Raw genomic sequence first — 22,578 nt, forward strand, 5'->3', positions numbered from 1 at the left:
ACGGCGGCTCAGGCCGCCTGGACCTTCTTGAGGATGGCGACGAGGTCCCGGTGCAGCCCCTCGTTGCCGCAGGCCACCGAGCGCGGGGCCAGGGGTTCGGCCGCGCCGTCCGCCGAGGTCACGAAGCCGCCCGCCTCGCGCACCAGGATCACGCCGGCGGCGAAGTCGTAGGTCTGGAGATCGCGCTCCCAGTAGGCGTCGAGGCGGCCGCAGGCGACGTAGGCCATGTCGAGGGCCGCCGAGCCCATCCGGCGGGTGCCGCCGGCCACCGCCATCACGGCGCCGAGCTCGCGCAGGAGGCGCGGATGGCTGCCGCGACCGAGATAGGGCGTGCCGTAGCCCACCAGCGCGTCCGCCATGTCCTGGCGGCCGGAGACGCGCAGGCGCCGGTTGTTGAGATAGGCGCCCTTGCCGCGCTCGGCGACGAACAGCTCGTCCTTGATCGGGTCGAAGATCGCGCCGGCCACGATCTGGCCCTCGCGCTCGAGACCGACCGAGACCGCGAAATGCGGCACGCCGTGCAGGAAGTTCGACGTGCCGTCGAGAGGGTCGATGTGCCACGTGTGGCTCTTGTCGGTCCCCTCGATGATCCCGTTCTCCTCCAGCACGAGGCCGTAGCCCGGACGCGCCTTCATGAGGGCGTCGCGCAGCACCTCCTCGGCCTTGCGGTCGGCCGCGGAGACGAAGTCGCCCGGACCTTTGCGCGAGACCTGCAGGTTCTCGACCTCGCCGAAGTCGCGGCGCAGGCCGCGCGCGGCCTTGCGCACGGCATCGACCATCACGGTCATGAGCGGGGAGGAGATCATGGGCGGACTTTTCGCGGGTGAGGATCGGGGCCGTCGTTACAGGTCGGCGCCGGAAAAGACGAGATGGGGTCGGGACATGGGAGCGGTGCGGGCGGCCGCCTCAGCGCCGAGCCGCGGGGTCGAGGCCGGTGTCAGAACGCCGTCGCGCCCGTCTCCGCGGGCGGAGCGACGCAATCCAGGGCAGCAGGCCGTCGGTGAACGGGCCCCCCGGGTTGCTTCGCCCCCTTCGCGGAAGCGGGCGCCCGCAGCACCGCCTCTCGGGGAGAGGCGGCGCGGATCCTACTCCGCCGCCTCGACGAACACCGTGCCGGCGCGGGGCAGGTCCAGCGCCTCCCAGGTCTCCGTCAGCGCCGCAGCCAGGCGCTCGATATGCGCCGCGTCGTGGAAGGGCGACGGCGTGATCCGCAGGCGCTCGGTCCCGCGCGGCACCGTCGGGTAGTTGATCGGCTGGATGTAGATCGCGTGGTGCTCCAGAAGATGGTCGGCCGCCGCCTTGCACAGCTCGGCATCGCCCACCATCACCGGCACGATGTGCGTCTCCGTCTCCAGGACCGGCAGGCCCGCCGCGCGCAGCGCCGCCTTGGTGGCCGCCGCCTGGCGCTGGTGCGCCTCCCGCTCCGCGCCCGAGCGCTTGAGATACCGCACCGACGCCCGCGCCGCCGCCGCCACGGCAGGCGGCAGCGCCGTCGTGAAGATGAAGCCCGGCGCGAAGCTGCGCACCGCGTCGCAGATCGCCGCCGAAGCCGTGATGTAGCCGCCCACGCAGCCGAAGCCCTTGGCCAGCGTCCCCTCGATCACGTCGACCCGGTGCATGACGCCGTCGCGCTCGGCGATGCCGCCGCCGCGCGGGCCGTAGAGGCCGACGGCGTGGACCTCGTCGAGGTAGGTCATCGCCCCGTAGCGGTCGGCGAGGTCGCAGATCTCGCCGATCGGCGCCACGTCGCCGTCCATCGAGTAGACCGACTCGAACACGATCAGCTTGGGCCGGTCGCCGGCCTCCCGGAGCAGCTCCTCCAGGTGCTGGAGATCGTTGTGGCGGAAGATCTTCTTCGCGCAGCCGGAATGGCGCACGCCCTCGATCATCGAGTTGTGGTTGAAGGCGTCCGACAGGATCAGGCAGTCGGGGATCAGCTTGGCGATGGTCGAGATGCCGGCCTGGTTCGAGACGTAGCCGGAGGTGAAGACGAGGCCGGCCTCCTTGCCGTGCAGGTCGGCGAGCTCGCGCTCCAGATCGACCAGCGGCGAGGTGTTGCCGGCGATGTTGCGGGTGCCGCCGGCGCCGACGCCGCAGCGGGCGGCGGTCTCGGTCATGGCCGCCACGACCTCCTTGTGCTGGCCCATGCCGAGGTAGTCGTTGGAGCACCACACCGTGATCTCGGTGGTCTTGCCCTCGGGCTGGCGCCACTTGGCCGTCGGGAAACGGCCCGAAATCCGCTCGATGTCGGCGAAGACCCGGTAGCGCCGCTCGCCGTGCAGCTGATCCAGGGCCCCGCGGAAGTAGCGCTCGTAGCCGGATCCGGCGCGCGTCGATCCCGCTTGGGCGAGCATCGTGCTGGGCATCCGGGTGACGGTCATCGAGCGTCCTTCGCGTATTCGGCCGCGCGGGCGACACCGCCGAGGCGGCATCTCAGGCCCGCGATCGAGGTCCGGCCTCGGTCCAGTCCTTCGCGTGAGGGCCGCAAGATACGCGCGGATCTGGAACTGGTTCAAGGTAAGGTTCCGACATCGCAGCGTTGCATCCGTTGAGAGGCCCGCGTGAACCCGCTAGCGTCCGGCAGGATCTTCCGATCCGAATTTGGCTCCTGCCCCCTGCAACAGCTCATGTCACCATCCGCAGATGGCTCATCCGGCGGGGGTCGCTCCGCCCCGACCTTGCGGCGACCAAGGGTCGCGCCGTGACGGGCTCCAAGGACGAGCGCGCGGAGCGCCTCAAGGCCGCGCTGCGCCAGAACCTGCGCCGCCGCAAGGCGCAGGACCGCGGACGGGCCGAGGCGGGACCGTCACCGGGCGCGGATCAGTCCTGCACGCGCGAATCCGACGGAAGCGGTCCTGATTCCGACAAATCCGGTCTATAGGGCACGGCCAAGCCTGGGCGCTGCCGCGCCCGCGATCAGCACGGTCGGCCGCGCGTCCTCGCGGATGCGCCGCCCGAGGACACACGATGGACCGCATCCACATCACCGGCGGCGCGCCGCTCAACGGCGTGATCCCGATCTCGGGGGCCAAGAACGCGGCGCTGCCGCTGATGATCGCGAGCCTGCTGACCGGCGAGACGCTGGAGCTGATCAACGTGCCGCGGCTCGCCGACATCGCCGCGCTGACGCGGATCCTCGGCAATCACGGCGTGGACCACATGGTCGTGGGCAAGCGCCCCGGTCAGACCACCGAGACGGGCCAGACGATCCGGCTCACCGCCTCGAACGTCATCGACACCACGGCACCCTACGAGCTGGTCTCGACCATGCGGGCGAGCTTCTGGGTGGTCGCGCCGCTGCTCGCCCGGTTCGGCGAGGCCAAGGTGTCGCTGCCGGGCGGCTGCGCCATCGGCACCCGCCCGGTGGACCTGCTGATCATGGCGCTGGAGCGGCTCGGGGCCGAGATCGAGATCGACGCCGGCTACGTCGTCGCCAGGACCAAGAACGGGCTGCGCGGCGCCGAGATCGCCTTCCCCAAGGTGACGGTGGGCGGCACCCACGTGGCGCTGATGGCCGCCGCCCTCGCCTACGGGACCACGGTGCTCGAGAACGCCGCCCGCGAGCCGGAGGTGGTCGACCTCGCGGAGTGCCTGAACAAGATGGGCGCCAAGATCCGCGGCGCCGGCACGCCGCGCATCGAGATCGAGGGCGTGGCCCGCCTGAACGGCGCCCGCCACGAGGTCCTGCCCGACCGGATCGAGACCGGCACCTACGCGATGGCAGTGGCGATGGCCGGCGGCGACGTCGTGCTCAAGGATACGCGGGCCGACCTGCTGCACTCGGCCCTCGACGTCTTGTCGACCACGGGCGCGGAGATCACCCAGGTCGAGGGCGGGATCCGCGTGCGCCGCAACGGCGGCGGCATCGCGGCGGTGGACATCACCACCGACCCGTTCCCGGGCTTCCCCACGGATCTCCAGGCGCAGTTCATGGCGCTGATGACGCTGGCCAAGGGCCAGTCGCACATCCGCGAGACCATCTTCGAGAACCGGTTCATGCACGTGCAGGAGCTGGCCCGCCTCGGCGCGAAGATCCGCCTCGAGGGCGATCTCGCCATCGTCGAGGGCGTGGACCGGCTGAAGGGCGCCCCCGTGATGGCGACCGATCTGCGCGCCTCGGTCTCCCTGGTCATCGCGGGCCTCGCCGCCGAGGGCGAGACCCAGATCAACCGGGTCTACCATCTCGACCGCGGCTTCGAGGCGCTGGAGGCCAAACTCGGCCGCTGCGGCGCGCAGATCGAGCGCGTCCGGGCCTGAACGGCAGCGCTCGGTCCGCACCGGCCGGGGCTGCGCGGCGCCTGCGGCGGCCGCAAGTCCGGCTCAGCACGGAGCCCCGGCGGCGCACCGACCGGGGCTGCGCGGCCTTCGTGAGCGCCGGCGACCGCCCACGAAGCCCGGGCATGGACCACGACCTGCTCGGCGCGGTCGCCCGCGCCGCGAAGGGCGTACCGCCGCTCCTACCCGCCCCGGCAATGCGGCGCGGGGCTGCCGCGGTCCCGCCGCGCGCGGCGTCCGAACGCGGCCGTGGCCGCCCATCGCCGTCGATCGCGTCCGACGGCCGTCGGGCTCAATCCTCGATCTGCCCGCGCTTGTAGCCGAAGCCGGGAATATCGCAGCCGCAGGGCGCATCGGGAGGGGCCGGGCGCACCGTGCAGGTGCCGCGGGCCGTCACGCAGACGCTGTCGTCCCACCGGCGCCCGAAATCGCCGCGCCAGCGCGGGCCGCGCCTGTCATACGCATCGTCGAGTGGCGGCGGCGGGGGTGGACGCCAGCCATACCCGTCATCCGCCGGCGGAGGCGGCGGGCGCCCGCCGGGCGGTGGCGGTGCGTAGACATCCCGATCCGGCGCCGGGCGGCCGTAGATGTAGGGCCGCGCGTCCGGGCCGACCTGCGCGGAGGCGGATCCGACCGCCTGCAGCCCGATGGTCAGCACCGCCAGAACCGCGCGCTCGGTGAGTGCGGCCATATGAGACCCTGCCTCGGCTCGTCCGCCAGCGCGTCTAAACGGCGACGCTGGGCCGAGCCTGTGCTCGACCGGGATCGCGATCCCCAGACCAGCCGTTGCCCGATCGGGGCCGCGCCGCTACCTACGCCGTGCCGCGGACCGGCCCGCGCCGCCCGATCCGCGCCCCGTATCCCCCGAGGACCATCTGCATGGAGCTGCTCAGGCTCGCCGCCCTCGACACCGAGGACCTGACCGTGATCTCGGCCCATCTGCAGGACGCGATCCTGCGGCCGCAGGACCTGACCTACCTCGCGGGCGAGCAGCGCTTCCTCATGGCCGTGCGCCGCTTCGACTGGACGCCGAACGTCCCGCCGCGCCGCCGCCTCGCCGGCCTGCATGTCGAGCGCGTGCTGGGCGTGAAGAGTCGCGGCCTGAAGCCGGACGACGCCACGCCCATGAGCCTGCTCGCCCTCACCTTCGAGCCGACGGACGCGCCTTCCGGGCATATCGACCTCGTCTTCTCCGGCGGCGCGGCCCTGCGGCTGGAGGTCGAGTGCATCGAGGTCCGGATGAAGGATCTCGGCCCGGTCTGGGAATCGGCCACCCGTCCCGGACACGACATCGACACCGATACGGCCGCCGGCCCGGCGGCCTGACGCGAGACAGAAGGCTTCCCGATGGTCCGGCTCGACAGCAGCGATCCGAATTTTGCCGCCGCCTTCGCGCACCTCCTGACGGTGAAGCGCGAGATCGCCGAGGACGTGGACGAGGCCGTGCGCGGCATCATCGCCGACGTCGTCACCCGGGGCGACGACGCGCTGGTCGATTTCACCCGGCGCTTCGACCGGCTCGGCGCCGATTTCTCGGCGGCGCAGCTGCGGGTCACGGACGCGGAGATGGCCGCGGCCGTCGCGGCCTGCCCGCCGGATTCCCTGGAGGCGCTGCGCCTCGCCGCCGAGCGGATCGAGAGCTTCCACCGGGCCCAGCGGCCCGAAGATCACCGGGCCACGGACGCCCTCGGCGTCACGGCCGGATGGCGCTGGACCGCGCTGGAATCGGTCGGCCTCTACGTACCGGGCGGCACCGCGAGCTATCCCTCCTCGGTGCTGATGAACGCGCTGCCGGCCCGCGTCGCGGGCGTGCCGCGGCTCGTCATGGTGGTGCCCACACCGGACGGCCAGATGAACCCGCTGGTCCTGGCCGCCGCGCAGCTCGCCGGCGTCCACGAGGTCTACCGGGTGGGCGGTGCCCAGGCGGTCGCGGCCCTCGCCTACGGGACCGCCACCATCGCCCCCGTGGCCAAGGTCGTCGGACCGGGCAATGCCTGGGTGGCGGCGGCCAAGCGCCGGGTCTTCGGCCAGGTCGGGATCGACATGATCGCCGGCCCCTCCGAGGTGCTGATCCTGGCGGACGGCCACGCCAACCCCGACTGGATCGCCGCCGACCTGCTGGCCCAGGCCGAGCACGACGTGGCCGCCCAGGCGATCCTGATCACCGACAGCGCCGAACTCGCCGGGGCCGTCGAGGAGGCGGTCGAGCGCGCGCTGACCACCCTGCCCCGCCAGGAGATCGCCCGGGCGAGCTGGCGCGATTACGGCGCGATCATCCGGGTCCGCACCTTCGACGAGGCCGTGCCGCTGGTGGACCGCCTCGCACCCGAGCACCTGGAGATCGAGACGCAGGACGCGGAGGCGCTCGCCGCCAAGGTCCGCAATGCCGGCGCGATCTTCCTCGGCTCGCACACGCCGGAGGCGATCGGCGACTATGTCGGCGGCCCCAACCACGTCCTGCCGACGGCCCGCTCGGCCCGGTTCTCGTCCGGGCTGGGCGTGCTCGACTTCATGAAGCGGACGACGATCCTCGCCTGCACGCCGGAGAGCTTGCGGGCGCTCGGCCCGGCGGCGATAAACCTCGGCCGGTCCGAGGGCCTGGAGGGGCATGCCCGCTCCGTCGCGATCCGGTTGAACCTGTGAGGTTTTGGGGATGGCGGAGAAGCAGCGCGGGCCGAACCGCCTCGCGAAGGTGAGCCTGGACGAGGCGTCCATCGCCCGCGGCAATCCGGATCAGGAGCACGAGCGGGCGATCGCGCTGTTCGACATCCTGGAGGACAATTCCTTCACGATCCCCGGTCGGGAGGGGCCCTACGCGCTGACGCTCGGCCTCGTCGAGAACAAGCTGTCCTTCGCCATCGCCACGGTGGACGGTGAGCCGGTGATGACGCACCTCCTGTCGCTGACGCCGTTCCGGCGGGTGATCCGCGACTACGAGATGATCTGCGAGAGCTACTACAACGCGATCCGCACCGCCTCGCCGTCGCAGATCGAGGCGATCGACATGGGTCGGCGCGGACTGCACAACGAGGCGTCCGAGACGCTCAAGCAGCGGCTTGAGGGGAAGGTGGACCTCGACCACGACACGGCGCGCCGCCTGTTCACCCTGATCTTCGCGCTGCACTGGAAGGGCTAGGCGCCCTCCGCGCCGACCGGCGATGGCTGAGCCCGCTCCCGAGCCTCCTCCCGACGCTTCCCCGAAGAAGCGGCGGGTGCAGTCCGTCCTGTTCATGTGCAACTACAACGCCGTGCGCTCCGTGGCGGCGGAGGCGATCGCGCGCGCTTATTTCGGCAAGTCCACCTACGTGCAGTCGGCCGGGGTACGATCCGGCGAGCCCACCGACCCGTTCATGATCGCGGCGCTCGACGAGGTCGGGATCGACGCGAGCCGGCACCGGCCGCGCACCGTGGAGGAACTCGAGGACTGGGAGGGTCTGAACTTCGACCTGATCATCACCCTCGCGCCGGAGGCGCATCACCGGGCCCTGGACCTGACCCACACGCTCGCGGCCGATGTCGAGTACTGGCCGACCCCCGACCCGACCCTGGTGCAGGACGCGTCCCGCGAGCAGCGCCTCGACGCCTACCGCGACGTCCGCGACGGCCTGACCCGGCGGATCAAGGCCCGGCTCAAAGCCTAGGCGGGCGGCCTCTCGCCCCGGCACCCTGCCAGTGCCGTGCGGCGGATCGTTGCTGCCGCGACCCGGAACGTCGCGCGGCCCGGGGGGCCGCTGGGTTCAGCCGCGATCGCCCACCAGCCAAGCCCGGATCCGGCCGGCGAGGAGCGGCCGGGCGCGGACGACGTCGTCGCCGTCGAGGAGCGGCGAGGCTGCGAGGGTCGCGAGATAGGCGTCCTCGGCGGTCCGGCAGGCCCGGAAGGCGGCGTCGGCGGCGAGATCCCGGTCGGTCAGCGCGGCCTGGATGTGAAAGTTGCGGCTGACGCAGTCGCGCCACGCGGCGTGGCGGAGTTCGGTCTCGCTCGCGGCCCGCGCGGTGCCGCAGGCGGCGGCGACGAGGACGGCCGCGAGAAGCGGGACCGGCGTCACGTCGCGGGCTCGCGGCATCGTTCAGGCACTCCGTCACCCGACAGAGTGGCGCCGCACGGTTAGCAATCCGTTAAGGCGCGGCGCCGGCGGCCTGGGTTCCACCGCCGGCCGCGTGCCTTGCTCACCGGTTGGCGGTGGTGACCGGGGAGGTGACGCCGCCGAGGGAGACCCAGGCGACGGCGTCCTGGCTCTCGCGCTTGATGAAGACGTAGCCGGTCTTGTGCCAGGGCAGGATGGCGTTGGTCTTGTTGTCGAGGACGAGGTCGCCCCGGTCGGTGATGAGTGTCAGCACGGCGTGGCCCTCGCCCTTCTCGTCGATCACCACGGTCATGCGCATCGCGCGGCGCGGCAGCCCGGCCTCGGCCAGCATGTGGCGCTTGAGCAGCTGGAAGTCCTCGCAGTCGCCGATGCCGTCCTCGGCCAGGTCCCAGCGGTCGGCCACGTGCAGGTGGTCCTGGTCGGTCATCGGCTCGACCGCCTTGTTGACCCGCCGGTTCACCGACACGATCGTCGCCCAGGTGGCGGGCGTCAGGCTGATCCGGGCCGGCTCGCCCCGGTCCAGCGCGCACTCCGCCGCGTAGGTCTGGCAGAACGTCACCCAGGCCGCGATCGGCTTGGCGTCGCCCTGCACCCGGGCACCGGCCTCGGTCGGCAGGCTCGCCAGCGTCTGCGCCTGAGCCGGGGCGGCGAGACCCGCGACGCCGATGGCGGCGAGGGCAGCGAGGCCCGCCCAGCGGCTCCGGGAGAGCCGACGCGAGGCGGGTCCCTTGACCAGTCCCTGCATCATGGAAACCGCGAACCGCATCGCCGGGACCCAACCGTTAAGCTCTCGTTAACGAAAGCTCTCACGCCGGCGGGCCGGCGGCAATCCGCCGATTAACAAAAGGTTAATGCTGTGCGCAACGCGGATAAGCGCCCCCTCGTCCACTCATCGCGGCGCTCACCGGCCAAGCGCGAAAACGTGAAGGTGTGACAAGGTGTTCTCGACCGAGATCCGCCGTTATCCCGGCGCCGCGCCACCGAGAACACGCCTGTGGGCGGCAGGAGGAAGACGGATGCGGAGCGTTGCAGACAGACTCGCCAGCCTGGTCCTGGCCGGGCTCGCAGCAGGGACCCTGGGGATGCTGCCGGCGTCCGCCGCGGCTCCGACGGCCGCTCCGCCCGCGGCCGACCTGAAGAGCGAGGGGCCGACGCAGCCGGCGAAAGTCCAGGACGGCCAGTACACCGACAAGAACGGCGACCCGACGTACCACATCACGGAGGGCGGCAAGAAGGTCGACTGGTACACCATGTCCGGCTACGTGCGGTACAGCGCGAACTGCCTGGCCTGCCACGGGCCAGACGGGATGGGCTCGACCTACGCGCCGTCCCTGGTCGACGCTCTCAAGGGCATGGACTACGCGCACTTCGCCGGCATCGTCGTGGGCGGCAAGCGGGATGTGAACGCCTCGCAGGAGCTGGTCATGCCGGCCTTCGGCGAGAACAAGAACGTCATGTGCTACCTGCCCGACATATACACCTATCTCCGCGCCCGCTCGGACGGCGCGATCGGCCGCGGCCGGCCGGCGGACCACGAGGCCAAGCCCGCGGCCTTCGAGAAGGCCGAGGATGCCTGCATGAAGTGAGCGCCACTCCCCGGTCCGGCCTCGCCTGTGAACCGGACCGGGGGCAACACGCCCCGTTGCACCGCTCGGTTGCGCACGACATACTCCGCGCAAGACGCTGAAGAGCGGGCACCAAGCCTGCCGAGGGGGTCGCAGGGGGTGGAACGTGGCTCAAGGATCGGGAGTGCGCCGCCATCTGTGCGGCATCTGGACGGCCTGGACGGACGCGGCCGCGGCCGCCGACGCGGCCGCGGAGGTCGCGCTCGCGGTCGGTGACACCGCCCTGTCGCAGGTCGTCGCGTTCTTCTCCGCCGATTACGACGCCGAGATCCTGGCCCGCGCGCTGGAGGCCCGGTTCCCCGGCGTGCCGGTGGCCGGCTGCTCGATGTCGGGCGGCATCGCCCCGGCCGGCGGCCTCGACCGCGGGCTCGTCGTCATCGCGTTCCCGGCCGAGCGTTTCCGGATCGTCTCGACCGTCCTCGACGCCATCGACCACCTCGACGTGGAGCGGACCGCCTCGGCGGTCCGGGCGCTGCGCCGGACCCTCGACCCGCTGGACCGGTGCCGCGATGTCGACGCGGCCGGCACGGGCCACCGCTTCGCCCTGTCGCTGATCGACGGGCTCGCCAATGCCGAGGAGACGGTGGTCTCGGCGATCGCCTGGGCACTCGACGGCATCCCGATCGTCGGCGGCTCGGCCGGCGACGACCTGCGCTTCCGCGACGCCGTCATGCTGCACGGCGGGAAGATCCACCGCAAGGCGGCGGTCCTGGTGCTCGTCGAGACCGACTTCTCGGTGGAGATCTTCAAGAGCGACAACTTCGAGCCGACGCGGACCAAGTTCGTGGTCACCGCCTCGGACGGCGAGCGCCGCACCGTGCACGAGCTCAACGCGGAGCCGGCGGCCCGGGAATACGCGATGGCGATCGGCCTCGACCCCGAGGGCCTGTCGCCGATGAGCTTCGCCGCCTACCCGCTCGCCGTGAAGGTCGGCGGCGAGTATTTCTGCCGCTCGATCCGGCGGATGAACGAGGACGGCTCGCTCAGCTTCTTCTGCGCGGTGGACGAGGGCGTGGTGCTGACCCTCGCCGAGCCGCGCGACATCGTCGCCTCGACCCGGGCGGAGCTGGCCCGCCTCGACGCCGTGCTCGGCGGCGTCGACCTGATCATCGGCTTCGAGTGCGTGCTCCGCCGCCTCGACGCCGAGAGCCGGCAGGTGCGCCACGGGATCGCCGACCTCTACCGCCGCTACAACGTCGTCGGCTTCGAGACCTTCGGCGAGCAGTACCGGGCGATGCACCTGAACCAGACCTTCACGGGCATCGCCATCGGCAAGACCCTCGCCGCGGGCGCGCCGGCCGCGGCCGCCGCCCCGGTCGCGTCGTGACCCTGCACCCGAACGGCCTCGAGACCGACGCGTCCCTGCACCGGCGGATCGAGAAGCTCGAGCGCATCAACGCCGCGCTGATGTCCCATGTCGAGCGCTCCATGGATCAGCGGGGCAGCGCCTACTCGCTGTTCCAGACGGCGATCATGCTCGAGGGCCGGGTCCGCACCCGCACCGAGGAGCTGACCGGGCTCATGCACCGGCTGGAGCGCTCCAACGAGGCGCTGGCCGCGGCCAAGGAGGAGGCCGAGACCGCCAACCGCTCGAAGACGCGGTTCCTGGCGGCGGCGAGCCACGACCTGCTGCAGCCGGTCAATGCCGCCCGCCTGTCGATCTCGGCGCTCGCCGACCTCGAGGTCCCGCCGGAAGCGCGCGCCATCGCCGGACAGGTGGAGCGGGGCCTGCAGACCATCGAGGACCTGATCAAGACGCTGCTCGACATCTCGAAACTCGATGCCGGGGTCGTTCGACCGCAGGTCCAGCCCGTCTTCCTGCCCGACCTGCTGGCGGAGCTCGCGGAGAGCTTCAAACCCTTCGCGCAGCGCAAGGGTCTGCGCCTGTCGGTGCACTGTCCGGAGGTCACCGTCACCAGCGACGTGGTGCTCCTGCAGCGGATCCTCCAGAACCTCGTCTCCAACGCCGTCCGGTACACCCGCACCGGCGGGATCGTCCTGGCGGCCCGGCGCCGGTCCGGCGCTGTCCGGATCGAAGTGACCGACACGGGCTGCGGCATCGCCGCCGAGGAATGCGACCTCGTCTTCGACGAGTTCTTCCGGGGCGGCGACCGGACCGGCAGCGGCGAGGAGCCGGGCCTCGGCCTCGGCCTGTCGATCGTCCGCCGCATGGCCCTGGCCCTCGACCATCCCCTGCGGCTGCGCTCCCGGGTCGGCCACGGCACCCGGGTCGCGCTGACGCTGCCCCTGAGCGCGGTCCCGGCCGCGGCCGCGCCGCCCGCCCCGGTGGCGACCCGGCTCTCGGGAGCGCACGTCCTCGTCGTGGAGAACGACGCCTCGACGGCCGACGCCCTCGCGCGCCTCCTCCAGAACTGGGATGCCCGGGTCTCGACCTTCCGCGACCTCGCGGGGGTGAAGGCCTCCGTCGAGGCGGGCGCCGGGGCGCCGGACATCCTGGTGCTCGACTATCATCTCGACGAGGGCGCCTGCGGCCTCGACGTGGCCGCCTATCTCCGCGCGCTGCGGGCCGAGCCGCTCCCGGTCATCGTCACCACCGCCGACCATTCCAGCGCGGTCGAGGATCGCGTCACAGCCGCCGGAGCGGAACTCGTGCACAAGCCGATCAAGCCGGCCCAGCTCCGCTCCCTGCTGACATACATGCTGGCTTGATCCCGGTCGGGACCCGCGACGCTCCGGGTCGCGCCCGGCGCGCGCCGCGCGCTCCCGAACCGATCGAGCGCCCGGGCCGCGCGGCGTGCTGCCGACGGCGGGCCGATCCGGCGCGAACGGACCCGCCCGCGCCGTGACATAGGACACACGGCGCCCCTCGACGGGACCGACCGCCTGCGCGACAGGGAGCAGCATCCGCCTCGCGTCCCGCGTCCGGATTTCCCAGCCATCGACGTCACGGACCCGCCGGGACGCCGCAGGAGCGCGCACCCATGGCGCAGGTCCCGCACGGTCCGACAGGCGGCGCGCCGGGCAGCCCCCAGCCGCCCCCGCAGGCGCCCGTCCAGGACGGCCTGCCGCCCCGCGAGCGCGTCCTCGCCATGGCGGCGATCGGGCTTGCCATGACCATGGCGGTCCTCGACGGAGCCATCGTCAACGTGGCGCTGCCCGTCATGGCGAAGGACCTCTCGGTCAGGCCGGCCGACGCGATCTTCGTGGTCAACGCCTATCAGGTCGCCGTCACGGCGAGCCTCCTGCCCTTCGCGGCCCTCGGCGACATCTTCGGCTTCCGGAAGGTCTACCTGCCGGGGCTCGCGGTGTTCGTCGCCGCCTCCCTCGCCTGCGCGGTCGCGCCGAACCTGTCGCTCCTGATCGCGGCCCGCATCGTCCAGGGTCTCGGGGGCGCGGCGATCATGAGCGTCAACATCGGCTTCGTGCGCTTCATCTACCCGCACCGGATGATCGGCCAGGGGGTCGCCAACGTCGCGCTCGTGGTGGCGGTCGCCTCGGCCGCCGGCCCGACCGTGGCCGCGGCGATCCTGTCGGTGGCGACCTGGCCCTGGCTGTTCCTCGTGAACATCCCCGTGGGCCTCCTGGCCCTGACGGTGGCGTCCCGGACCCTGCCGGTCACACCGGCGAGCGGCCGGCCGTTCGATCTCGTGAGCGCGGTGCTCAACGCCCTGACCTTCGGCCTGCTGATCATCGGGATCGACGGCCTCGGCGATCCGGAAGCCCGGGGCGTCGCCATCGTCGAACTCGCGGCCGCCCTGGTGGTCGGCGCGGTGTTCGTCCGGCGTCAGATCCGGCTGCCCGCACCGCTCCTGCCGGTCGACCTGCTGCGGATCCCCGCCTTCGCCCTGTCGATGGCGACGTCGGTCGCCTCGTTCTGCGCCCAGATGGTCTCCTACGTGGCGCTGCCCTTCTACTTCCAGGACGTGCTGCACCTCTCCAGCACCCAGACGGGCTTCCTGCTCACCCCCTGGCCGATCGCGGTCGCCGCGATGGCGCCGATCTCCGGCCGCCTCGCGGACCGCTACCCGCCCGGCATCCTCGGCGGCATCGGACTGGCCATGATGGCCGCCGGGCTCGTCAGCGTGACCCTCCTGCCCGCGGCGCCCGCCATCCTCGACATCGTCTGGCGGCTGACCCTGTGCGGCCTCGGCTTCGGCCTGTTCCAGTCGCCCAACAACAAGGTCATCGTCACCTCGGCACCGCGCGAGCGGGCCGGCGGGGCGAGCGGGATGCAGTCGACGGCGCGGCTCACCGGGCAGTCGCTCGGCGCGGCCCTGGTGGCGGTGATCTTCGGCCTGACCCACGGGCTCGGGGCCGAGCGGGCCGTGACCATCTCGCTGTCCTGCGCGGTGGCGCTCTCGGTGATTGGCGGCTGCGCCAGCGTCCTGCGGCGGAGTCGGAGCGGCTAGACCGGTCCCGTATGCCACCGCGGGCACCGGACCGCGTTGACGGAACGAGTCACGTGCTGGAGCGTCCCATGGATCTCGATCTCACCGGCCGGAAGGCCCTGGTCACCGGCTCGACCGGCGGTATCGGCTACGCCATCGCCAAGGAACTCTGCGATCTCGGCGCCGAGGTCGGCATCAACGGCCGCACGCCCGAGCGCGTCGAGGCAGCGCTGGCGAAGCTGCGGGGCGAGGCCAGGGCCGGCCGGGCCTTCGCGGCGCCGGGTGATGTCGCGACCGCGGACGGCGTGTCCGCGCTCGTCCAGGCGCTGCCGGCCGTGGACATCCTGGTCAACAACACCGGGATCTTCGAGCCGAAACCGTTCTTCGAGATCCCGGATGCCGACTGGCAGCGCTTCTTCGACGTCAACGTGATGAGCGGCGTGCGCCTGTCCCGGGCCTACACGCCCGGCATGGCGGAGCGGGGCTGGGGCCGGGTGATCTTCATCTCCAGCGAGTCCGGCATCAACACGCCGACCGAGATGGTCCATTACGGGATGACCAAGACCGCGCAGCTCGCGATCTCCCGCGGGCTCGCCCAGACGGTGGCCGGGAGCGGCGTGACGGTCAACAGCGTCCTGCCCGGCCCGACCCTGTCGGAAGGTGTCGCCGAGTTCATGAAGCAGATGGCCGGCGGCGCGGCCGATGCCGACCTCGAAGCCATGGGCCGCAAGTTCGTGGCGGAGCACCGGCCCTCCTCGCTGATCCAGCGCCTCGCGCGGGTGGAGGAGGTGGCGAACCTCGTTGCCTACCTCTGCAGCCCGGCCGCGAGCGCCACCACCGGCGCGGCTCTGCGGGTCGATGGCGGTGTCCTGCAGGGCCTCGCCTAGGATCGGGCAGCACCTGACATCGGGAGCAGGCTCGGCGCGGACGCGCCCGGCCGGTCGCCGGACGACCGGCCCTGTCCGCGACCCTGCGGGCGCGGGACGGCTTTGCCTCGGCGGGAGCGCGCAGGGAAGCCCCGGATCCAGACCCGTGGGACGCGTCCGGCTCAGCGGATGGCCCGAGACCTCCGGAACGGCCGATGGCTCCGGATACCGGGCTCTCGCCCGCGGCGCGCCGCACCATTTCGGCCGGTCTTCCGGCCCGACTGGCGCGTCACGGAGGCGCCTAGAGCCGTCGGCCCGGACGAGACGCCGGACTGGGCTCTAGGTCGTGATCAGGCCTTCAGGTGGGCGGCGAGGTGCTTGTTCATCTCGAACATGGAGCACTTGTCCTTGCCGAAGACCTTCTTGAGCTTGTCGTCGGCGACGATCTCGCGCTTGTTCTGCGGGTTCTGAAGGTTGTTCTTCTTGATGTAATCCCAAACCTTGCTGACCACCTCGCCGCGGGGCAGCGGGCTGGTGCCGACGATGGCGCCGAGCTCGGCCGACGGCTTCAGCGGCTGCTGCAGAGCGTTGGGCTTTGTGCCGGCCGACTTGGCGGCAGCCGGCTTCGCAGCCTTCGCCGGGGCGGCCTTCTCCGCAGTCTTGGTGGTCTTGGCCGCCTTCGGCGCAGCCTTCTCGGTCTTTGTGGCCATAAACTTCCTCCGGTTCTCGGGCCGCAGGCCGGGGCATGATCGCCCCACGGCCGAGCCAGCATAGCAGCAACTAAGCGGTGCCGCCGCCGTTCCAAGGGGAAATTGCCTTTGAAGCACGCTCATCCACAAGGCACGCACGGGAATCCCCCGTGGGATCGCCCGATCGATGCCGTCGTGAAGATTATTCGGCCAGATGCCGGGTGCGAAACCTGCTCTTAACAATCCTGCGCGCGAAGTACAGGCATGTTCGCCCCGGCCCTCACGCTCGCGCTTCTGCTCGCCACCGGACTGGTCACGGGTCTCGGCCTGGTGATCCGCGCGGAGACGACGGCCTCCGGCGTCGCACCGGTCCGCGGACTGATCTGAGCGCGCCGGGATTGCCGCGCCGGTCCGTCGGGTGCATCAGCCCGACCGCATGACCGACCCGATCACCCTCGCCAGCCTGGAGAGCACCGCGCACGTCGTCCAGGTTGCGCTCAGCCCCGTCTTCCTCCTGTCCGGCATCGCGACGCTCCTCAACGTCTTCGGCGCCCGGCTCGCGCGCGTGGCGGACCAGGCCGACCACGTCTCCGGATTGCTGGCGGGGGCCGGCGATGCCGAGCGCGTCCGCCTCGGGCAGCGCCTGGACCGCCTTCACCGGCGCTCCCTGGCCCTGGACGCCGCGGTGTTCCTGGCCGCGCTCGGCGGCGTGGCGACCTGCGGCTCGGTGCTGACCCTGTTCGTGGGAGCGCTGCGCGACAGCACGGTCGCGACCCTGCTGTTCGGCCTGTTCGGTGCGGCGATCCTGTGCACGCTGTGCGCCCTCGTGGCCTTCGGGTTCGAGATGCTGCTGGCGAACCGATCGGTCCGCGACCGGATCAACCAGCGGCGGGCGAGCGCCGGCATGCCGCCCGACCGCTGAGCGCACGGTGCGGGCCCGAACGCCCGGCCGGCCGGCGGAACCCGTCCCGACCCGCGCGCTTAGTGAGCCGAGGGGCCGCCACGCGGGCCTTGCCCCGCGCGCGAACCGGGAGAGACCATGCCGACGGACCTGCCCAACGAGCGCACCTTGAGAGAGCCCGGCACGCTGGAACTCGACCCCACCGGCGAGGGCATGGCGATCGACGAGACGCCGCGGCTGATCGCGTCCAACATGGTCGAGGGCACGGCCGTCTACGACCGCAGCGGCCGCCACCTCGGCGCGATCCACAATTTCATGGTGGACAAGGTCTCCGGACAGGTCGCCTACGCGGTTCTGGCCTTCGGGGGCTTCCTCGGGCTCGGCGAGACCCACCATCCGCTGCCGTGGAAGAGCCTCAGCTACAGCACGGAACTCGGCGGCTACGTGGTCGACATCGAGCCCGGCGTGCTCGCGGAGGCGCCGAGCCAGGCGGTCGGCTAGGCCGAACTCGGCCGAGCTCGTCGACCGGGCTCACGCGCCCGCACCGCCTCCGGTCACGGCGCGCGGGTGCCGGCGTTGCGGACCGGTGCGGGCGCTCGGACGGATCGGCTCAGAACTTCCCGCCGAGACCGACGCTGCCGCCGGGCGACAGCATCGGGCCCATCGAGCCGCTCCCGCCGCTGCCGCCGACGGCCGCGTTGCCGCCGTCGAGATCCTCGCGCCGGATCCGACGCTCGCCGCTGTCGGCCGTCCGCGTGGCGCCGCCGGCGTTCTTCGGGATCGCGAGTTGCTTCGTCGGCGCCGTCTGGAGCGGCTGACCGTCAGCGTCGACCGCGGCGTTGTGCGGCTCGCGGTTCGGCAGAGACCCGCGCAGCGACGGCGGCAGCCCGACCTCCGTCGCCGGCATCACGCCGCCGCCTCCGCCGAGCGCCTGACAGCCGGCCACGAGACCGGCCAGAGCGGCGCCGAGCGCGAGGCCGCGCGCTGCCGCGCATCGCGACGTGGTGAGGGTCGACATCGTTTGGTCCTCGACAGTGGCCGCGGTGTCATCCGCGGCTCGCATGGGTTTATGCGCGGTTGTCTACGCTGGGGATGCGGCGAAAACCAGACAGCGCCATGGGACGCCGGGGGATGATCGCCGGACACCCTCGGCCGCTCGGCCGACAGGCGCGGCTCGAGCCTTGCTGTCGGGCCGCCGCGGTCCATAACTTCGCCCAGGTCCTGCGGCACGACGCCATCCGCAGGCGGGGTCCTGCCGGCGGCGGACCCGGGACCGGCCGAATGCGGTCGTGGACGCGCCGGCGCGCCGGTGCAGCCCGGCCTTTCCTCAGAGGACGAAGCGTGTTCAGAACCAACCGGATGATCGCGGCCGTGACGCTCGCCCTCTGGGCGTCGGGGACCGCGGCGCAGGCCCAGCCGGGCGGCAGCGAGGGTCCTGCCGGTCAGGCCGCGCCGCAGATTCCGGCCGCGCCGCAATCTGCTCCTCCGGCCCAGCCACCGGCGCCGACGCCTCCGCCTCCGCCCGCGGCGACGCCGGCCTCCCCGCCCGCCAGCCCGCCGGCTGCCGCGGGCGCGCCGCCCGCCGCGGCGCAGGCACAGCAGCAGGGAACGCCGGCCACCGTCCTCGACACCCAGGATTACGAGAGCCTGCTCGGCCGCAGCGTGCGCAGCGCCGGCGGCGACGAGCTGGGGCGCGTCATCGACATCATCATCGACAAGGAGGGCCACCCCCGCGCCGCCATCATCGATTTCGGCGGCTTCCTCGGTGTCGGAACCCGCAAGATCGCCGTGGACTGGCGCGCCCTGCGCTTCACGCCGGACGGCGGGAAGGAGCGCAAGCTGTCAGTCGCGCTGACCCGCAACCAGGTCCGCGTCTCACCGGAATACAAGGCCGGCGAGCCGATCGTGGTCCTGGGTCCCGCCAGCCCGGCCGCGCCCGCGCCGGAGGGCGAGCAGGCGGCAGCGCCCGCGTCCGGCTCGGCGACGCCGCCGCAGCCGGCCCCGGCCGCGCCGGCCCCGGCATCGACCGTCCCGGGCAACGCCGCCTCCGGGGGCACGGCGCCGCCCGCCGCGACCCCGCCGGCCTCTGCCCCGGCCGCGCCCGCACCCGCCCTGCCCCCGGAGAAAGCACCGGATAAGTGACGGTGGCCCGGTTGAAGGTCAGAACCGCCGCCGCCGCCCGCGAGCGCGACGTGCCCCGGCAGGACATCCGCTCCCGTCCGGCCCGCCTGAAGGATCAGGCGGCCGAGGCCGCGCGCTCGCCGGCAGCCTCGGCGGCCCACGGCGGACGCGCGATCTCGTCGGCGAGCCGCTACGGCCTCGACGCCTTCGCGTTCTTCGTGGCCAACCTGCAGACCGGGTTCGGCCCGTTCCTGGCGGTCTACTTCTCCCAGGCCAAGTGGACGCAGTCCGACATCGGCTTCGCCCTCACGGTGGGGAGCCTCGTGGCGCTCCTCGGCCAGGTCCCGGGAGGCGCCTTCGTCGACGTCGTGCGCTCGAAGCGCTTCGCCGCCGCCGTGGCGGTCATCGGCATCGCGGGCAGCGCGTTCGCGCTCGCGGTCTGGCCGAGCTTCCTGGTCGTGCTCCTGGCGATGGCGCTCCACTCGGCCGCGAGCTGCGTGCTGACGCCGGCCATCGCGGCGATCAGCATCGGCCTGGTCGGGCGCGCCCGGGCCGGCGAGCGCCTCGGCCGGAACGCGAGCTTCGCCGCCCTCGGCAACGCCCTCGGCGCGGCCGGCATGGGCGCCATCGGCTACTACCTGTCGAACGGCGCCGTCTTCTACCTGACCGCCGCCCTCGGCATCCCGACGGTGATCGCGCTGGCGCGCATCCGCGCCCAGGACATCGATGCCAGCGTGTTCAAGGAGCCGGCCGCGGCCCAGGCGGCGCCGGCCTCCGCGGCGCCGGCCTCCGGCCAGGACGGCATCCGCGCCCTGCTGACCAACCGCGGCCTCCTGTGCTTCGCGGCCTGCATGGTGCTGTTCTTCCTCGCCAACGCGGCGATGCTGCCGCTGGTGGGCAGCGTCCTGACCCTGCGGGCGAGCGAGACCGCCACCGCGCTGGTCGCCGCCTGCATCATGGTCCCGCAGGCCGTCCTCGCGGTCAGCGCCCCGGCGGTCGGCCGGGCCGCCGAGCGCTTCGGCCGCTACCCGGTCCTGCTGTTCGGCTTCGGCGCCCTGCCGGTCCGCGGCCTGCTCCTCGCCTACACCACCAACCCCTACGGCCTCGTCGCCATCCAGGTCCTCGACGGGATCTCGGCCTCGGTGCTGGGCGTGATGGTGCCGCTGATCGTGTCGGACCTCACCCGCGGCACCGGCCGCTTCAACCTCGCCCTCGGCGCGGTCGGCACCGCCATGGGCATCGGCGCGGCCCTCTCGACCTCGCTCGCCGGCATCATGGCCGACCATCTCGGCAGCCACAGCGCCTTCCTGGGGCTCGCGGTCGTCGGCTTCGCGGCCTTCATGCTGGTGGCGCTGATCATGCCGGAGACGCGCCAGTCGGAGCGGGCGGCCTGACCAGCGGCGGCATCGGATTCGCTTGGGTGTTTCCACGCCGCTCAAGCGGCGTTCAGGTTCTGCGGATAAAAGCGCAACGAAGGTGCGGGCCGGTGAAACATATGGCAACGCTCTCGCGTTGCCGCTGCGGGTCAGACTGCGCCCGCGCTGCACTCCGCCTCAGCCCGTAAGCCAAAGCCGCGCGAATACGGAATGGTCACCGCGATGGAAGAGCTGCACCGATACGCCGACAGGCCCTTCGCCTTCGTCGGGCGGTATCTCCGGCGCCGCTGGCTGCCGCACCTGGTCATCCTGATCTCGGTGCTCGGCGCCGTCGGCTTCTCGGTCTCCACCGACTACGCGCTCAAGGGCGTGGTCGACGCGCTGACGAAGGGGCCCGGCCCGGGCAACACCGTGGTCTGGAGCGCCCTCGCGGTCCTGATCGCCTTCATCGCCGCCGACAACATGCTCTGGCGCGTGGCCGCGCTGACCGGCGCCTTCACCTTCGTGGGCATCACGGGCGACATCCGGCGCGACCTGTTCCGGCACCTGACCGGCCATTCGCCGACCTTCTTCTCCGACCGGCAGCCGGGCACCCTGGCGTCGCGCATCACGGCGACCTCGAACGCGATCTTCACGGTCGAGAACATGTTCGTGTTCAACGTGATGCCGCCGACGGTCGCGGCCTTCGGGTCGATCGCCTACATCGCCACCGTGAACCTCACCATGGCGGGCATCCTGGCGGGCGTGTTCGCCGCCGTCGTCGTGCTGATGTTCAAGATGGCCTCGGCCGGCAAGCCGCTGCACCACGACTTCGCCGCCAAGGCGGCCTCCGTCGACGGCGAGATGGTCGACCTCGTCGGCAACATGTCGCTCGTGCGCGCCTTCTCGGCCTTCAAGCGCGAGGGCCAGCGCTTCGAGGGCACCATCGCCACCGAGATGCGGGCCCGCCGCTCGTCCCTGCTCTATCTCGAGAAGCTGCGCATCGTGCACGCGGTGCTCACCGTGCTCGCCGTGTTCGGCCTGCTCTACTGGGCGATCCAGATGTGGGAGGCCGGCCAGGCGACGAACGGTCAGGTGGTCCTGGTCTGCACGCTCGGCATCCGCATCCTCGCCGCCACCCGCGACCTCGCGGTGGCGCTGGTCGACGCGACCCAGCACACCGCCCGCCTCTCCGAGGCGCTGCACACCCTGCTCCAGCCCCACGACCTCGTGGACCATCCGGAGGCGCAGCCGCTGACCGGCCAGGGCGCCAAGATCGAGTTCGAGCACGTCGCGTTCAACTATCCGGACGGACGCCCGGTCTTCACGGATTTCGACCTCGTCATCGAGCCCGGCCAGCGCGTCGGCCTCGTGGGCCGGTCCGGCGGCGGCAAGTCGACCCTGTTCTCGCTGATCCAGCGGTTCTACGACGTGCAGAGCGGCGCGATCCGCATCAACGGCCAGAACATCGAGCGCGTCACCCAGGAATCCCTGCGCGAGGCGATCACGGTGGTCCCGCAGGACGTCTCGATGTTCCACCGCTCCTTGCGCGAGAACATCCGCTACGGCCGGCCCGACGCCACCGACGAGGAGGTGTGGCAGGCGGCCGAGGCCGCGCACTGCACCGACTTCATCAAGGCCCTGCCGGAGGGCTTCGACACGATCGTGGGCGACCGCGGCGTGAAGCTCTCGGGCGGCCAGCGCCAGCGCATCGCCATCGCCCGGGCGATCCTGAAGAACTCGCCGATCCTGCTGCTGGACGAGGCGACCTCGGCGCTGGACGCGGAATCCGAGCAGGCGATCCGTCACGCCCTCGCCAACCTGATGAAGGGCCGGACCGTCATCGCCATCGCGCACCGTCTCTCGACGCTGCAGGATTTCGACCGGATCGTCGTCCTCGACGGCGGCCGCATCGCGCAGGACGGCTCGCCCGACAAGCTGACCCATCTCGACGGCTTCTTCCGGGAGCTGATGAAGAAGGAATCCATGGCGATGGCGCTCGCCGCCGCGTGAGAATCCTCTTCGTCGAGCGGCCGCACCGCTGCCGCCTCTGCGGGCGCCGCGAAGCAATCCGGTCGCGCCGCGCTGGCCGAGGTCGCGCCGCTCCGGGTCGCCGCGCGCGCGATGACGGTGCGGATCGGGTGACCGCCCGGCGGCCGACGCCCGCCGGCTGATCGTCGCGTGAGCGCGGCCGCTCCGGTTCCCAGGCCGGTCCGGCGCTGCTAGATCACCGCCGGGCCGGACCGGACCTTGCATCGCCTGAGACGTCGCGAACCGGCCCGGTTCCGACGCAACGCGACGCCCGAGCCCGA

At 72.1% G+C, this 22,578-nt stretch carries 23 protein-coding genes and 1 pseudogene; 17 read left to right on the forward strand and 7 right to left on the reverse strand.

Going from position 1 to position 22,578, the window contains the following annotated elements:
- Positions 1-8: 8 nt before the first annotated feature.
- Positions 9-806, reverse strand: a complete 798-nt coding sequence (locus tag J3A75_RS23945) for an inositol monophosphatase family protein (RefSeq protein WP_024829277.1) — start codon at positions 804-806, stop codon at positions 9-11.
- Between the two features lie 279 nt (positions 807-1,085).
- On the reverse strand, positions 1,086-2,354 hold the full coding sequence (hemA, locus tag J3A75_RS23950) for a 5-aminolevulinate synthase (protein ID WP_041372710.1): 1,269 nt from the start codon (positions 2,352-2,354) through the stop codon (positions 1,086-1,088).
- Between the two features lie 347 nt (positions 2,355-2,701).
- On the opposite strand from hemA, the gene J3A75_RS37285 reads away from it, so the two are divergent.
- Together J3A75_RS37285 and murA are read left to right on the forward strand one after the other, a co-directional pair.
- Positions 2,702-2,881, forward strand: coding sequence for a hypothetical protein (locus J3A75_RS37285; protein WP_312892799.1), 180 nt, complete (start codon positions 2,702-2,704; stop codon positions 2,879-2,881).
- Positions 2,882-2,967: 86 nt separating this feature from the next.
- The gene (murA, locus tag J3A75_RS23955) at positions 2,968-4,257 is read left to right on the forward strand and encodes a UDP-N-acetylglucosamine 1-carboxyvinyltransferase (protein ID WP_012320447.1); all 1,290 of its coding nucleotides are present in this window, start codon (positions 2,968-2,970) and stop codon (positions 4,255-4,257) included.
- Positions 4,258-4,567: 310 nt separating this feature from the next.
- Here murA and J3A75_RS23960 read toward each other — a convergent pair whose 3' ends face one another.
- Positions 4,568-4,966: a hypothetical protein gene (locus tag J3A75_RS23960; RefSeq protein ID WP_053622262.1), complete on the reverse strand. Its 399-nt coding sequence runs from the start codon at positions 4,964-4,966 to the stop codon at positions 4,568-4,570.
- Between the two features lie 188 nt (positions 4,967-5,154).
- Between J3A75_RS23960 and J3A75_RS23965 the strand changes: the two genes are divergently transcribed.
- The 4 genes from J3A75_RS23965 to J3A75_RS23980 are packed head-to-tail and all read left to right on the forward strand — an operon-like array spanning position 5,155 to position 7,916.
- The gene (locus J3A75_RS23965) at positions 5,155-5,601 is read left to right on the forward strand and encodes a DUF2948 family protein (protein ID WP_024829275.1); all 447 of its coding nucleotides are present in this window, start codon (positions 5,155-5,157) and stop codon (positions 5,599-5,601) included.
- 21 nt (positions 5,602-5,622) lie between these two features.
- On the forward strand, positions 5,623-6,918 hold the full coding sequence (gene hisD, locus J3A75_RS23970) for a histidinol dehydrogenase (RefSeq protein WP_053622261.1): 1,296 nt from the start codon (positions 5,623-5,625) through the stop codon (positions 6,916-6,918).
- A 10-nt stretch (positions 6,919-6,928) separates the two neighbouring features.
- A complete protein-coding gene (locus J3A75_RS23975; protein ID WP_012320451.1) occupies positions 6,929-7,411 on the forward strand; it encodes a UPF0262 family protein in 483 nt (160 codons plus the stop codon).
- 22 nt (positions 7,412-7,433) lie between these two features.
- Complete coding sequence (locus J3A75_RS23980) at positions 7,434-7,916, forward strand: low molecular weight phosphatase family protein (RefSeq protein ID WP_024829273.1); 483 nt, start codon at positions 7,434-7,436, stop codon at positions 7,914-7,916.
- 96 nt (positions 7,917-8,012) lie between these two features.
- Here J3A75_RS23980 and J3A75_RS23985 read toward each other — a convergent pair whose 3' ends face one another.
- Together J3A75_RS23985 and J3A75_RS23990 are read right to left on the reverse strand one after the other, a co-directional pair.
- Positions 8,013-8,339, reverse strand: a complete 327-nt coding sequence (locus tag J3A75_RS23985) for a hypothetical protein (RefSeq protein WP_209650789.1) — start codon at positions 8,337-8,339, stop codon at positions 8,013-8,015.
- A 103-nt stretch (positions 8,340-8,442) separates the two neighbouring features.
- Entirely contained in the window at positions 8,443-9,105 is a 663-nt protein-coding gene (locus tag J3A75_RS23990) for a transglutaminase-like cysteine peptidase (protein ID WP_046154955.1), read from the reverse strand.
- Positions 9,106-9,376: 271 nt separating this feature from the next.
- Between J3A75_RS23990 and J3A75_RS23995 the strand changes: the two genes are divergently transcribed.
- The 5 genes from J3A75_RS23995 to J3A75_RS24015 all read left to right on the forward strand — a co-directional run bounded on the left by J3A75_RS23995 (position 9,377) and on the right by J3A75_RS24015 (position 15,221).
- On the forward strand, positions 9,377-9,946 hold the full coding sequence (locus tag J3A75_RS23995) for a c-type cytochrome, methanol metabolism-related (RefSeq protein ID WP_012320455.1): 570 nt from the start codon (positions 9,377-9,379) through the stop codon (positions 9,944-9,946).
- Between the two features lie 163 nt (positions 9,947-10,109).
- The gene (locus J3A75_RS24000) at positions 10,110-11,312 is read left to right on the forward strand and encodes an FIST signal transduction protein (protein ID WP_245295810.1); all 1,203 of its coding nucleotides are present in this window, start codon (positions 10,110-10,112) and stop codon (positions 11,310-11,312) included.
- Complete coding sequence (locus J3A75_RS24005; RefSeq protein WP_012320457.1) at positions 11,309-12,655, forward strand: hybrid sensor histidine kinase/response regulator; 1,347 nt, start codon at positions 11,309-11,311, stop codon at positions 12,653-12,655. Before J3A75_RS24000 ends, J3A75_RS24005 begins: the two co-directional genes overlap by 4 nt.
- Positions 12,656-12,927: 272 nt before the next feature.
- Positions 12,928-14,355 carry an MFS transporter gene (locus J3A75_RS24010; protein WP_083374383.1) on the forward strand — a complete coding sequence of 476 codons (1,428 nt, stop codon included), beginning with the start codon at positions 12,928-12,930 and terminating at the stop codon, positions 14,353-14,355.
- 68 nt (positions 14,356-14,423) lie between these two features.
- Positions 14,424-15,221 (forward strand): SDR family NAD(P)-dependent oxidoreductase, encoded by a 798-nt coding sequence (locus tag J3A75_RS24015; RefSeq protein ID WP_012320459.1) that lies wholly within the window; start codon positions 14,424-14,426, stop codon positions 15,219-15,221.
- 329 nt (positions 15,222-15,550) lie between these two features.
- Here J3A75_RS24015 and J3A75_RS24020 read toward each other — a convergent pair whose 3' ends face one another.
- Positions 15,551-15,910, reverse strand: a complete 360-nt coding sequence (locus J3A75_RS24020; protein WP_012320460.1) for an SWIB/MDM2 domain-containing protein — start codon at positions 15,908-15,910, stop codon at positions 15,551-15,553.
- A gap of 243 nt (positions 15,911-16,153) precedes the next feature.
- Between J3A75_RS24020 and J3A75_RS37085 the strand changes: the two genes are divergently transcribed.
- The 3 genes and pseudogenes from J3A75_RS37085 to J3A75_RS24030 all read left to right on the forward strand — a co-directional run.
- Positions 16,154-16,276, forward strand: a complete 123-nt coding sequence (locus J3A75_RS37085; protein WP_266284939.1) for a hypothetical protein — start codon at positions 16,154-16,156, stop codon at positions 16,274-16,276.
- Positions 16,277-16,325: 49 nt separating this feature from the next.
- A complete protein-coding gene (locus J3A75_RS24025; protein ID WP_012320461.1) occupies positions 16,326-16,811 on the forward strand; it encodes a DUF2721 domain-containing protein in 486 nt (161 codons plus the stop codon).
- A 117-nt stretch (positions 16,812-16,928) separates the two neighbouring features.
- Positions 16,929-17,288 (forward strand): annotated as a pseudogene (locus tag J3A75_RS24030) (PRC-barrel domain-containing protein); the annotation flags it as partial.
- Between the two features lie 112 nt (positions 17,289-17,400).
- Here J3A75_RS24030 and J3A75_RS24035 read toward each other — a convergent pair.
- Entirely contained in the window at positions 17,401-17,808 is a 408-nt protein-coding gene (locus tag J3A75_RS24035) for a hypothetical protein (protein ID WP_012320463.1), read from the reverse strand.
- A gap of 341 nt (positions 17,809-18,149) precedes the next feature.
- Between J3A75_RS24035 and J3A75_RS24040 the strand changes: the two genes are divergently transcribed.
- From J3A75_RS24040 to J3A75_RS24050, 3 genes are all read left to right on the forward strand, one after another.
- Entirely contained in the window at positions 18,150-18,932 is a 783-nt protein-coding gene (locus J3A75_RS24040) for a PRC-barrel domain-containing protein (protein ID WP_209650951.1), read from the forward strand.
- On the forward strand, positions 18,929-20,305 hold the full coding sequence (locus J3A75_RS24045) for an MFS transporter (RefSeq protein ID WP_024829265.1): 1,377 nt from the start codon (positions 18,929-18,931) through the stop codon (positions 20,303-20,305). The genes J3A75_RS24040 and J3A75_RS24045 overlap by 4 nt, the downstream gene beginning before the upstream one ends.
- Before the next feature lie 204 nt (positions 20,306-20,509).
- Positions 20,510-22,279, forward strand: coding sequence for an ABC transporter ATP-binding protein (locus J3A75_RS24050; protein WP_012320466.1), 1,770 nt, complete (start codon positions 20,510-20,512; stop codon positions 22,277-22,279).
- Positions 22,280-22,578 lie beyond the last annotated feature (299 nt).

The sequence above is a fragment of the Methylobacterium sp. PvP105 genome, from assembly GCF_017876975.1.
Lineage (GTDB): Bacteria > Pseudomonadota > Alphaproteobacteria > Rhizobiales > Beijerinckiaceae > Methylobacterium > Methylobacterium radiotolerans.

Bases quoted from the DNA above. Each gene is read 5' to 3' on its own strand.
- J3A75_RS23990 (WP_046154955.1), bottom strand. From the start codon at position 9,105: ATGCAGGGACTGGTCAAGGGACCCGCCTCGCGTCGGCTCTCCCGGAGC.
- hisD (WP_053622261.1), top strand. From the start codon at position 5,623: ATGGTCCGGCTCGACAGCAGCGATCCGAATTTTGCCGCCGCCTTCGCG.
- J3A75_RS23975 (WP_012320451.1), top strand. From the start codon at position 6,929: ATGGCGGAGAAGCAGCGCGGGCCGAACCGCCTCGCGAAGGTGAGCCTG.
- J3A75_RS24015 (WP_012320459.1), top strand. From the start codon at position 14,424: ATGGATCTCGATCTCACCGGCCGGAAGGCCCTGGTCACCGGCTCGACC.
- J3A75_RS23985 (WP_209650789.1), bottom strand. From the start codon at position 8,339: ATGCCGCGAGCCCGCGACGTGACGCCGGTCCCGCTTCTCGCGGCCGTC.
- J3A75_RS23960 (WP_053622262.1), bottom strand. From the start codon at position 4,966: ATGGCCGCACTCACCGAGCGCGCGGTTCTGGCGGTGCTGACCATCGGG.
- hemA (WP_041372710.1), bottom strand. From the start codon at position 2,354: ATGCTCGCCCAAGCGGGATCGACGCGCGCCGGATCCGGCTACGAGCGC.
- J3A75_RS23980 (WP_024829273.1), top strand. From the start codon at position 7,434: ATGGCTGAGCCCGCTCCCGAGCCTCCTCCCGACGCTTCCCCGAAGAAG.
- J3A75_RS24040 (WP_209650951.1), top strand. From the start codon at position 18,150: ATGATCGCGGCCGTGACGCTCGCCCTCTGGGCGTCGGGGACCGCGGCG.
- murA (WP_012320447.1), top strand. From the start codon at position 2,968: ATGGACCGCATCCACATCACCGGCGGCGCGCCGCTCAACGGCGTGATC.
- J3A75_RS37085 (WP_266284939.1), top strand. From the start codon at position 16,154: ATGTTCGCCCCGGCCCTCACGCTCGCGCTTCTGCTCGCCACCGGACTG.
- J3A75_RS23945 (WP_024829277.1), bottom strand. From the start codon at position 806: ATGATCTCCTCCCCGCTCATGACCGTGATGGTCGATGCCGTGCGCAAG.
- J3A75_RS24020 (WP_012320460.1), bottom strand. From the start codon at position 15,910: ATGGCCACAAAGACCGAGAAGGCTGCGCCGAAGGCGGCCAAGACCACC.
- J3A75_RS23995 (WP_012320455.1), top strand. From the start codon at position 9,377: ATGCGGAGCGTTGCAGACAGACTCGCCAGCCTGGTCCTGGCCGGGCTC.
- J3A75_RS24025 (WP_012320461.1), top strand. From the start codon at position 16,326: ATGACCGACCCGATCACCCTCGCCAGCCTGGAGAGCACCGCGCACGTC.
- J3A75_RS24050 (WP_012320466.1), top strand. From the start codon at position 20,510: ATGGAAGAGCTGCACCGATACGCCGACAGGCCCTTCGCCTTCGTCGGG.
- J3A75_RS24010 (WP_083374383.1), top strand. From the start codon at position 12,928: ATGGCGCAGGTCCCGCACGGTCCGACAGGCGGCGCGCCGGGCAGCCCC.
- J3A75_RS23965 (WP_024829275.1), top strand. From the start codon at position 5,155: ATGGAGCTGCTCAGGCTCGCCGCCCTCGACACCGAGGACCTGACCGTG.
- J3A75_RS24035 (WP_012320463.1), bottom strand. From the start codon at position 17,808: ATGTCGACCCTCACCACGTCGCGATGCGCGGCAGCGCGCGGCCTCGCG.